This is a genomic window from Salinispora pacifica DSM 45544 (assembly GCF_000378845.1).
Taxonomy (GTDB): domain Bacteria; phylum Actinomycetota; class Actinomycetes; order Mycobacteriales; family Micromonosporaceae; genus Micromonospora; species Micromonospora pacifica.
In genome coordinates, this window is record NZ_KB905359.1 from 1,697,349 (window position 1) to 1,708,450 (window position 11,102).

Here is an 11,102-nt window from a genome sequence, read left to right on the forward strand (position 1 = left end):
CGGCCGCACCGCTGACGCCGCCCGCACCTTTCGTTCTTCCAGACTTGGACTTTCATGCGCAAGATCCCTTTCTCCGTGCAGATCCTGCTCGGCCTCGCCCTCGGCGTGGCCCTCGGCTACCTCGCCCGGGCCGCTGAGCTGAGCTGGCTGGCCAGCGGCCTCGACACCGTCGGTGGCCTCTTCGTCCAGCTGCTCAAACTCGCCGTGCCACCCCTGGTCTTCACCGCAATCGTGATCAGCGTGGTCAGTCTGCGGGGCGTGGCCAACGCCGCCCGGCTGGCGCTGCGCACACTCCTCTGGTTCGGTGCCACCGCGCTCATCGCGGTCAGCGTCGGCATCGGCCTCGGGCTCCTCACCAACCCCGGCCGCGGGGTCGCCCTGGACACGGCCGACGCCACCGCCCCGACCAGGACCGGCTCCTGGACCGACTTCCTCACCGGCATCGTCCCGACGAACCCGGTCGGCGCGTTCGTCGAGGGCAACGTCCTCCAGATCGTCTTCCTCGCGCTCGTCATCGGCGCGGCGGCCCTGCTGGTCGGCTCGCCCGCCGAGCCGTTCGTCGAACTCAACCGGGCGCTACTGGCGATCGTCCAGAAGGCGCTGTGGTGGGTGATCCGACTCGCCCCGATCGGGACCCTGGGCCTGATCGGCAACGCCGTCGCCACGTACGGCTGGGACCTGCTGGCCCCGCTGGCCCGTTTCACCACCGCCGTCTACGTCGGCTGCGCGATCGTGCTGTTCGTGGTCTACCCGCTGCTGCTGCTCGGCGCCGGCCGGCTCAACCCGCTGCGCTTCTTCGCCGGCGCCGCACCGGCGATCCAGCTGGCCTTCGTCTCCCGCTCCTCGGTCGGCACCATGCCGGTGACCCAGCGCGCGGTGGAGCGGCTGGGGGTCCCCCGCGAGTACGCCTCGTTCGCGGTCCCGTTCGGCGCCACCACGAAGATGGACGGCTGCGCGGCGATCTACCCGGCCCTGGCCGCGATCTTCGTGGCGCAGGTCTTCGGGGTGCAGCTGGGTGTCACCGACTACCTGCTGATCGCCTTCGTCTCCGTGGTCGGCTCGGCGGCGACCGCCGGGCTCACCGGCGCGATCGTCATGCTCACGCTGACGCTGAGCACACTCGGCCTGCCGCTGGCCGGCGCGGGCCTGTTGCTGGCCATCGACCCGATCCTGGACATGGTGCGCACCGCGACCAACGTCGCCGGGCAGGCTCTCGTGCCGACGATCGTGGCGGCCCGGGAGGGCACCCTGGACCGGACCGCGTACGACGCGGCCGGCCGGCGGAGCCTGGTCGACGAGGACCCGGGCGAGCCCGACTCCCGGCCCGGCCAGCACGAGGAGCCGGCCCTGGCCCCGGCCTGAGCGGACCCCGCCGGCCCCGCCCCCGTCGCGGGGGCGGGGCCGGCATCCGTCCCGGCCCTCGCCGGCACCCGCGCCCAGCATCGGGCCTCTCCCGTCAGCCGGCCAGGTGGGACCACCGGGCCGCCAGCTCAGCCCAACGGCCCTGGGCGGCCACCCGGCCGTCGTTCAGCACCAGGACGTGGTCGGCGCGGAGCAGCGCCGCCCGTTTCGAGGTCGACCCCAGCACCGTGACCCCGTGCCGTCGCAGCGCCGCCCAGAGCGCCAGCTCCGTGGTGACATCCAGCGCGGAGGAGACGTCATCGGCGACCAGCAACTCACTTCGCGGGGCGAGCGCACGGGCCAGCGCGAGCCGCTGTAGCTGGCCGCCCGAGAGCCGGGTGCCCTTGTGCCCGATGACCAATCCGAGGCCGGCCCCGGAGGCCGCTAGATCCGGCTCCAGCTGGGCGGTCGACACCGCCGCGCCGACGTCCACCGGAAAGCCGAGGGTGATGTTGTCGGCGACCGTCCCGGAGAGCACCCGGGGCTGCTGACCGACGTAGCCGACCTGGTGCGGGCGGAGAAACAGCTCCGGCTCGGTCACCGGCACGCCGTTCCACAGCAGCCGGCCGGTGTGCGGCACGATCCCGGCGAGGGCCCGCAGCAGCGACGACTTGCCCGACCCGACCGGACCGACCACCAGGACGAGCTGGCCGCGTTCGATCGTCAGGTCGACATCGCGGACCGCCGCCACCCCGTCCGGGTGGTGGACCCCGAACCCGACCAACTCGAGCCGACGCAGCGGGCGCCGGGCCGGTGCCGGCGGCGCCGGAGCGGTACCGACGGCCGGGTCAACGGCCGGCAGCGCCGCCGAGTACGCCGGCGCCCCGGTCATCGCCACCGTCCGCTGGGTCCACACCCGAGCCGACGGCACCTGGGAGAGCAGCGACGCCGTGGTCCAGGCGATCCAGCGCGCCGCGACGAGGGTGGAGACGGCGACCAGGGTCGCTCCGGCCGACAGAACACCGGCCAGGAACAGCGCCCACGCGCCGATCGGTAGCAGTCCGCTGACCACCGACGGTGTGGAGCGGGACCACACCTGGGTGGCGATCTCCCGCCGCTGGCGCTCGCTGCGGATGGCATCCAGGGCGGCGAGGTGGTCGAGCACCGGCCCGGCCGCGCCGGCCAGCTTCACCGTCCGCGCGGCGGAGAGCCCGGAGACCAGCGCGGTCGCGTACGCGGCCCGCGCCGTCACCGTCGCCCGTGCGCTGCGCTCCAGGGCCGGACCGAACAAGGCGGCCGCCAGCGCGGACACCACCATCGTCCCGAGGAAGAAGAGTCCGGGTACGACGCTGCCGGAGATCACGGTCATCGCCACCAACAGGGCCAGGCCGGTGAACTGGTCCAGCACGTTGTCGGCGAGCTCCACGACCCGTTCGGTGTCACCGCCCTGGGCGACCACCTCGGCGGGGGTGTAGCCGCTGACCCGCCGGGGCCCGGTCTGCCCATGCACCAGCCGGAGGTTGATCCGCAGCATCTGCCGCACCCACCAGTTCTGGAACCACAGCGTCGTGTGCCAGTGGAAGGGCAGCGTGGCCAGCAGCCCGGCCGCGATGCCGAGCGCCGGCAGCCACGGCTGACCGACGCCGTCAACCACGTCCGCCCAGAGCCACGGCAGCACCGGGCCGTCCAGGCCGACCAACACCAGCACCACGAAGGGCGCCATGGACGCCAGCCCGTACCGTGGGTCGTTACGGAGCAGCCGGAAGAGCTCCCGCAGCGTTCGGCCCAGGGACGCCGCCGCTGGCGAGGCCTCCACAGCTGATGGCGAGACGTCCACGGGGAGCGGCGAGATGGGCTTCGCCGCGGCGACAACCGGGCCGAGTTCGGGCCGAGCGTCCGGCTTCGGGCCGTCCAGCAGCCCGACCCCGCCACCGCCACCGCCACCGCTGACGGTGCCGGGGCCGCCGCCAACCTGGACGGGCGCGTGGACGCTGGTGCTGACGGGAGTGACGGCCGGGGCGATGGCGTCGCTGGGGACGGCGGCAGGGCCGATGGCGTCGCTGCTGGCCAGCAGCTCGGCGAAGCGCCCCGATTCCCGCAGTGGCCCGGCCTCCAGCACCGCGCCGTCGGCCAGCACCACCACCTCGTCGCAGTGTCGGACCGAGGAGAGCCGGTGCGCGATGACGATGCCGATCCGGTCGCGCAGCAGCCGTTCGGTGGCGGCCTGCACCCGCGCCTCGGTGACCGGATCGAGCCGGGCGGTCGCCTCATCCAGGATCACCACGTGCGGGTCCCGCACCAGAATCCGGGCGAACGCGACCAACTGCTCCTGACCAGCGGAGAGGACGTGCCCACCCTCGCCGAGCCGGGTCCGCAGCCCGTCGGGGAGTTCGGTGGCCCACCCGTCGAGGCCCAGTTCGCGCAGGGCATCGGCGGCGGCGTCGAGAAGGTCCGGGTCGAAGAGGGCGATGTTCTCCGCGAGGGTGCCGGCCAGGATCTCGGTACGCTGCGGCACCACCGCCACCCAGCGGCGCAGCTGCTCGACATCGATGTCGCACAGATCCCGACCACCGAGCCGGACCGTCCCGGCCGGCACGTCGACCGCTCGGGTGAGCACCTTCGCCAGCGTGGACTTACCCGAACCGGTCCGGCCGACCAGGGCGTACGAACGGCCCCGGGCGAAGGTGAGGTGGATGTCGCGCAGGGCCGGCCCGCGGCTGCTCTCGGCCAGCGGGTACTGGAAGGTCAGACCCCGCACCGTCAGCTCGCCGTCAACCGGGGCCAACCCGCCCACCGGCTCCTGCGGGGAACCCGCCAGCAGCCGTACGCGGCCCCAGGCACCGAGGGCGTACTGGAGCTCCGGCACCAGCCGGCTGACGTGCTCGACGGTCGCGCCGAAAGCGATGGCGAGCAGCCACACGGCGGTCAGCCGGGCACCGTCGACCCGACCGCTGGCCAGCGCCCACGCTCCGACGAGCACCACCGCGGCGATCCCGACGTTGGTGACACCGACCGCGGTGGTGGTGACCCGGGCCGACATCCGCCACACCGGCATCCCTCGGGCGAGCACGGCCGCCGCCCGGGTGGCCCAGAGCCGCAGCACGTACGGCTGGGCGAGGCTGGTCCGCACGTCGTCCTGGCCGTGGACGGCCTCCTCCGTGACCGCGGCGAGGTCGGACCAGGCCGCCTCCTCGGCCATCCGGGCTGGAACGATGCGCGCGGTGGGCCGGCGCAGGCCGACGGCGAGGACACCGGCGAGCAGCAGCATGGTCAGCCCGGCCGGCCACCAGACACCCAGTGCGACAACCGCGGAGAGCAGGCCCGCAGTCAGCATCTGGGCGATGCGGATACCCTGCGATCGAACCCCGGCGGCCACGTCATAGACGTCACCGTCGATCCGGTCCAGCAGCTCGCCGACCGGGGTCGCCTCCAAGGTGGGCAGGTCCTGCCCGAAGGCGACCCGGCAGAGCCGGCGCCGGACGGCGGCGGACCAGTCGGCGGTCACCCCGGCCAGCACCAGGTTGACCACGAGAGCGCTGGTCACGGCGGCGACCAGCGCCACCGCGAGCAGGGCGAAGGCACCGACGGATCGGTGTACCAGGACCGGCCCGGCCAACGCGGCGGCTGCGGCCTGACCGCCGGCGCCGAGCAGGACCAGGATGCCCACGATCGTCATGCGGCGAGGCGCGGTGGCCCACAGGTCACGGAGCAGACGCACGGGAAACCCTAACGAGACGAGCGGCGCTGGAACGCCCAGCCTCGCCCGGCGGGGACCCGCAGCTCAACGCATTTTGGCCAGCACGATCTGAGCGCTTATGGAATGCAATGGGCTTCTCAGGTCAAAATTCACTTATGTCCGATTGATGCCTGATTGCGGTATGGTCGGGGGCACGGTGGTGGCGGAATCCCGGCCGCCGTCAGGGCGTTACACCATGCGTACGACCGAGCCGGCGTTCCGCCGATGGCGGATGCCAGCCGTGCGTGAGCCCCGGAATGTTGGCGGCCCGCCGGTCGTTACATCTGGACCCGGCGCCGTGCGTGTCCCCCCGACCGCGGTAGCCGAGGATCCTCTCTCCCCTGTTTTGTTGAGCGCCGGACGGTGCTTGCACCCGCCCCTTTGCCGCCTGAAGGCCCCCCCCCCTTTTTCCTTCGGGCGTGCGTGTGGGTGTCGACCCCCGAATGGAGCAACCCTCATGATGAACACGATTCTGCGTCGTAGCGTCCTTGGTATCGCTGGTCTGGCCCTGTCCACCGGTGTCGTCGCCGGCCCCCTGGCCACCCTCACCGACACCACCCCGGCCGCTGCTGCGGCCGTTCAGGTCGCGAAGCCGGACATGGACACGCTGATCCCGCACGGCACCCAGGGCGAGCAGTCACGCATCGACCTGGGCGACGAGCAGGTCGCCAACGTGAAGGCCATCATCGAGGCCACCAAGAAGGCCGGCATGGACGAGCGCGCCGCCGTGGTNGCGATCGGCACCAGCCTGCAGGAGTCGAAGCTGGAGAACCTGGGACACCTGGGCGCGCGTAACGACCACGACTCGCAGGGCCTGTTCCAGCAGCGNCCNTCNTCNGGNTGGGGCANNGTGGAGCAGATCACCGACCCCGAGTACTCCACCACCGCCTTCCTCAACGGCCTCAAGCAGGTCGAGGGCTGGCAGGACATGCCCCTGACCGAGGCCGCGCAGACGGTGCAGGTGTCGGCGTACCCGTTCCACTACGCCCAGTGGGAAACCCAGGCCGCCGACCTGGTCGCCGAGCACTGGACCAGCTGACCCCACCCGCACCACCCACAAACAAACCCCCGCAGACCTGACCCACACAAAGGGGGAAAGAAACTGTTGGCCGGCACCCGAACCGGGTGCCGGCCAACAGTCGTCTCCGGATGTCCTGGAGTCTAACTACTGCCCTCTGCGCCCATCGATGCACTCGCGGAGAAGGTCGGCATGGCCAAGGTGGCGGGCGTACTCCTCGACCAGGCGGACCAGGACTTCCCGTAGCTCCACATCCGAGGAGCACGTCCCGCTCGCCGTGGACGGTGCCCTGGTCCCGCGGGTCCTGCGCGGGCGGGACGAACATGTTCTGCCAGCCGAAGCCCTTGCCCTCCCACTGATCTGTCATGAATGGAGTCTGCTCGACCGACCAGGGGCCGGGTAACAGCGCCCGTCGGGCCGTCCGGAATGGCCAGCCCCGGGATGCCGCGCGCTCGCTTTCGGCTCGACGTGATCGCGGGCCCCACCTGGGTCACCGTCCGGAGACCGCGCGCTCGATGAGGGTCGCGGCGCCGGGCCCGGAGAGCTCGTCGGGCGCAACCGGCCGACCGGAGACCGCGAGCAGGAGAGCGAGAGTCGTGCCCCGCACCTCAGGGCCAACTCCGCTGTCGACGGCAGCGTCCGAGCTGACCAGTCGCAGCCCACTCGCGCGCTCCTTGCCACCGCCCAGCTGCGCCGTCGTCCGTAGTTGGAAGGTGAGTGCCGCCGCCACTTGCTCGACCGGGTACTCACCGCTGAGCCCAACTGCCCGTCGGATGTCCTCGCCGTGGACGAACGCCTCGACGAGACGGGTGACGATCGCGGCTGGTGGGGTGCTCGTGCGGGTCACGACCGCGCGGAGGGCGGCGAGGGTGTCCAACGGGTCCGTGCGCCGTTCGCGGGCGAGACCCACCGCGTTCTGGCGGTCGAAGTCGAAACGGGCGGTGATCATGTCTCGAACGAAGCGGACCCGCGTCGTCTTCGCGGTGTCGACCAGGTGGGCCACGACGTCGTGGACGTCCCACCCGGGGCAGGCAGTCGGGGTAGCCCACTGCTCGGGCCCCAGGGTCTCCAGGCTACGCACGAGGGCCGCGCGCTCGTGGTGAACGACAGTCCACACCGCGGCATGCCGGCTGTTCATGCCGCCATCCAAGCAGCAGGGACTGACACTGCGGGGTGGGCGCGCGGTTCTGGCGGCCGGCGAAGCTGAGGCGTGCGCGCCGGCCACCCCGGCCGTGGGGATGGCCGGCGGGGTGTCAGCGCCCCACGGTCACCTGCTCGCCGACGGCAACGACCTGATCCGGGGTCATGAAACGCGGCGCCTGCAGGTTGAACGCCGAGCCGTCGGCCAGTGGGACCTGGAGAAACCAGATCTCGTCGGCCCGGACGAGGTGGGCCGCCCGGTCGTTGACCTCGACCCTACCCACCTCCTGGGCTCCCACAACGGTGCCCAGGAGGTCCGACGAGGCCTCCCCGACCACCTGCACTGACATCGTGGCGTCCGAGTTCTCGTCCTTCAGGGTGAGGATCGTGTCTCCCTTGAAGGCGAACACGTCCCAGCCCGCCGGCGCGAGGTGGACCTGCAACGGCACCTCCTGTGGCCGCTCGACAACCGTGTCCGCGAGGGCCAGGACGGCTACCCCGGTGCCGAACCGGCCCTGGCCGGTGACCCGCACCCACTGGCCCGGCTCCCGCTCCCAGCTCACGGACACATATTTGGACCCGTTCTGCGGACGATTTTCCGACAACTCGCCGGGTTGGCCGTGCACGGTCACCGGTCTGGTGCTCCCGAGCGACTCGGGTCGCCGGTCATAGACGCTCAGGTAGACATCGCTCTCCCCAGCCGTATCCTGGTGCACCGCGAGGAAGCGGCTGTCGTGGAGGCTGAACGACGGGGCTTTCAGCCCGGCCGGCATCGGATCGAGGGCGAGCGGGAAGACCGGCATCTGGAACGCGACGAGGGTGACGGCGGCCGGCGTTCGGTCCGGCGACTGCTCGGCGGAGTTCACACCGCCGACCACCACCGAAACAACGAAGAGCGCACTGGCCGCTATGACAGTCATGGCCAGTACCCGGGCCCGCTGAATGCCGTGCTGGCGGTGCAGTCCCGCCCGCCGCTGCCGGGGTTCGGTCGCCGCTCCGGCGATCTCGGTCAGCAGCCGGTGGCGGGCAGAGTTCAGCACGCTCTCGGTGGCAGGCGCCGAATCGGGACCGTGTTGCTGGAGCAGAGTGATCTCGTTCATGCGCGTTCCTCGCTGGTGATAGTGACGCTGAGGGCCGCACGAGTCACCCGTCGCGCCCGGTTCAGGCGGGAGCGAACGGTGCCGACGGGGATGTCCAGCACCGCCGCGATCTCGTTGTACGACAGCTCCGCCCACGCGGACAGGAGCAGGACGTCCCGGTCGCCCCGCTTGAGTGCGGCCAGCGCGGCGGCCAGGTCCCGGCGCAGTGCCTGGGCCTCCAGCCGCCCGAGCGCATCGTCGGTGGCGTACGCCTCGCCACTGGGATCCGCTGGGACCCGGGCCAGGGCCCGGTACCGCCGCTTCTCCTGACGCGCGTGTCGGCGCAGCACGTTGGTGGCGATGCCGAACAGCCAGGGGCGTACGTCGACGTGCAGCTTCCGGTACGTCGCTCGTCGGCGGAACGCGATCAGGAACGTCTCGGCCAACAGGTCGTCGGCGTCCGACCCGATCCGTCGGGCCAGATACCGGTGTACGGCGCTGGCGTGCCGGTCGAACAGCGGCCCGAACCGCTCCGCCACCAGCAGGGACTGCTTGATCAGCACCTCGTCGGGGGGCTGGTCGATCGGGGAGCCGTCCGGCACCTCGTCGGGGGCATGGTCGGCCGGGGGGCCGTCGGCGGGCGACGATCTGCCAGCCGCAGGGCTCCCCGGTTCACGTTGACGGGCTTGCAACCCTGGTTTGGTGGTCACACTTCCTCATGCCCGGTCGCCGTCCTGGGGTTCACGCCGTCCGCGTCTCACTCGCCGCCGTTGGTGGCGTGCCTCAGGGTCGCCGACGGACACGCCGGGGTGAGGCTCTCATCAGGTACTGGACCAAAACTTGCGTCTCAAGCCGCTCGAGGTTGCAAGGTGAGCCTCATGGACATGAACAAGCTGTACCCAATCGGCAATGTCGCCCGGCGGACCGGCCTGAGCATCAGCGCCGTCCGGTACTACGCGGACGTCGGTGTCGTCACGCCCTCCGCCAGCAACCCGGCCGGCCACCGCCTGTACGACGTGTCGGCCATCGCTCGGCTGGAACTGGTCCGGACGCTACGGGAGCTCGGTGCCGGCCTGGACGAAATCCGGCGGGTGCTGGCCGGTGAGGCGACGTTGCGCGAGTTGGCCGCCACCCACCTGGCCCTGTTGGAGCGACAGGAGGCGGGGCTGCGCAGGCGGCGCGCGGTGCTGTCGACGATCCTCAGACAGGACTCCACGGCCGAGCAGGTACTGCTGATGCACAAGCTGGTTGGATTGTCGGACGAGGAGCGCCACCAGTTGATCGACGAGTTCTGGACCGAGGTCTGCACCGGTTGGGAGCCGCCGGAGCGAATGACTGAGTGGTGGCGGGCGGCGCGGCCGGAACTGCCCGACTATCCCGCCACGGCCCAGTTGGAGGCGTGGATCGAGTTGGCTGAGCTGGTCCAGGACAACGAGGCGCGGCAGGCCGTACGCCGTCAGCTGTACGAGGCATGCACCACCGGGGCCGGGCCGCTGATGACCTCGTCGCCGATGCTGGACAGCCTGGAAGCGGCCACGCCGATCAGTCAGGCCGCGATGGACGCGTCGCGGGAGCAGGTGCCACCGGACTCGCCGCGGGGGCGGGAGATCGCCGACCAATGGATCGGGTGGTTGTCCGGCGTCTTCGCAACGCCGGACAGCCCCGAGTCACCGGATACTCCCGAGTTCCGGATCCAGGCGGCTGACCACATGCTGGCGGGCGCGGAGTGGGACCGCACGCCTCCGCAGCCGGAGGGACCGTATGACCGATACATGGCATTGGTCGAGACCGTGAACAACGCGCCGCAGGAGCAGTTCCCGTGGGAGTGGCTAGCCGCGGCACTGCGCGCATCCGCCCTGCCGCACTGACGCTGCACGGCCCGGGGTCGTGCCGGTATTCAGCCGGAGTTGCCGGCGAGGCTGATCCAGTGGCTGGCTGCGTGCTACTCGCTCAGAACAAGACGGTGGCCAGGGTGCCCACCGGGCGGAAGCCGCAGCGCTCATAGACCCGCCGGGCGGCTTGGTTGAAGTCGTTGACGTAGAGGCTCACCGTGGGCGCGAAGCGGTGCAGCGCGTCGCGGACGACGGCGGCCATCGCCGCAGCAGCGATCCCCCGACCCCGCCACTCGGGGGCCACCCAGACCCCCTGTACCTGGGCGGTGCGCCGGGTCACCACCGCCAGCTCGGCCTTGAAGACGACCTCGCCGTCGACGAAGCGGACGTAGGCCCGACCGGACCGAACCAGGTCCTGGACCCGACGGTAGTAGCCGCGCCCGGCGTCCTCGGACAGCGGCGAGACACCGACCTCCTCGGTGTACATGGCCACGGCGGCCGGGAAGAGCCGGTCCACCTCGCCGCGGCGGACGTGGCGCACCTGTGGGTCCGGGGCCACCGCGGGCACGGTGTCGGTGGCGAGCAACGGCTGGTTGGGGCGGACGTCGCGGGCCGGGCCCCAGGTCGAGGCGAGCCGCTCCCAGAGGCCGAGCACCGCGTCCGCCCGGCCGACGATCGACGAGCAGAGCCGCTCCTGCCCGGCGAGTAGGTCGGCGTAGGCGGCGATGGCCGGCTCGGTCGCGAGCACCGGGGTGAGGTTGCCGCCCAGCCAGCAGACGGATTCCAGACTTCGACGGGGGCCGTAGCCGAGGACGCGTCCCTCGGACCGCCACCAGCCGAGCCCGCGCGCGGCGACCCGCTCGGCGACCTGTGCGCCCGCGTACGGGTCGAGGTCGAGCAGTTGCTCGACTGCGCGACGCTCCGAATCCCCGAGTTGCCGTACCGGCGTCGTCAGC

The 11,102-nt window shown here is 71.7% G+C and carries 8 protein-coding genes and 1 pseudogene; 3 read left to right on the forward strand and 6 right to left on the reverse strand.

From position 1 onward, the window contains the following. Window positions 1-54 precede the first annotated feature (54 nt). Entirely contained in the window at window positions 55-1,362 is a 1,308-nt protein-coding gene (locus SALPAC3_RS0107675; protein WP_018220668.1) for a dicarboxylate/amino acid:cation symporter, read from the forward strand. A gap of 94 nt (window positions 1,363-1,456) precedes the next feature. Here SALPAC3_RS0107675 and SALPAC3_RS0107680 read toward each other — a convergent pair whose 3' ends face one another. Continuing rightward, a complete protein-coding gene (locus SALPAC3_RS0107680) occupies window positions 1,457-5,059 on the reverse strand; it encodes an ABC transporter ATP-binding protein (RefSeq protein ID WP_018220669.1) in 3,603 nt (1,200 codons plus the stop codon). Between the two features lie 478 nt (window positions 5,060-5,537). On the opposite strand from SALPAC3_RS0107680, the gene SALPAC3_RS0107685 reads away from it, so the two are divergent. Beyond that, window positions 5,538-6,116 carry a hypothetical protein gene (locus SALPAC3_RS0107685; RefSeq protein WP_026185329.1) on the forward strand — a complete coding sequence of 193 codons (579 nt, stop codon included), beginning with the start codon at window positions 5,538-5,540 and terminating at the stop codon, window positions 6,114-6,116. Window positions 6,117-6,242: 126 nt separating this feature from the next. Here the strand turns inward: SALPAC3_RS0107685 and SALPAC3_RS26800 are convergent. From SALPAC3_RS26800 to SALPAC3_RS0107705, 4 genes and pseudogenes are all read right to left on the reverse strand, one after another. Then, window positions 6,243-6,462 (reverse strand): annotated as a pseudogene (locus tag SALPAC3_RS26800) (mycothiol transferase). A 123-nt stretch (window positions 6,463-6,585) separates the two neighbouring features. Continuing rightward, window positions 6,586-7,233, reverse strand: a complete 648-nt coding sequence (locus SALPAC3_RS0107695; RefSeq protein ID WP_018220672.1) for a maleylpyruvate isomerase family mycothiol-dependent enzyme — start codon at window positions 7,231-7,233, stop codon at window positions 6,586-6,588. Window positions 7,234-7,348: 115 nt separating this feature from the next. Continuing rightward, window positions 7,349-8,335 carry a hypothetical protein gene (locus tag SALPAC3_RS0107700; RefSeq protein WP_018220673.1) on the reverse strand — a complete coding sequence of 329 codons (987 nt, stop codon included), beginning with the start codon at window positions 8,333-8,335 and terminating at the stop codon, window positions 7,349-7,351. Next, window positions 8,332-8,916 (reverse strand): RNA polymerase sigma factor, encoded by a 585-nt coding sequence (locus SALPAC3_RS0107705; protein ID WP_018220674.1) that lies wholly within the window; start codon window positions 8,914-8,916, stop codon window positions 8,332-8,334. Before SALPAC3_RS0107705 ends, SALPAC3_RS0107700 begins: the two co-directional genes overlap by 4 nt. Window positions 8,917-9,192: 276 nt before the next feature. Between SALPAC3_RS0107705 and SALPAC3_RS0107710 the strand changes: the two genes are divergently transcribed. Next, window positions 9,193-10,182 carry a MerR family transcriptional regulator gene (locus SALPAC3_RS0107710; RefSeq protein WP_018220675.1) on the forward strand — a complete coding sequence of 330 codons (990 nt, stop codon included), beginning with the start codon at window positions 9,193-9,195 and terminating at the stop codon, window positions 10,180-10,182. 82 nt (window positions 10,183-10,264) lie between these two features. Here SALPAC3_RS0107710 and SALPAC3_RS0107715 read toward each other — a convergent pair whose 3' ends face one another. Continuing rightward, a complete protein-coding gene (locus SALPAC3_RS0107715) occupies window positions 10,265-11,101 on the reverse strand; it encodes a GNAT family N-acetyltransferase (protein WP_080635137.1) in 837 nt (278 codons plus the stop codon). Window position 11,102 lies beyond the last annotated feature (1 nt).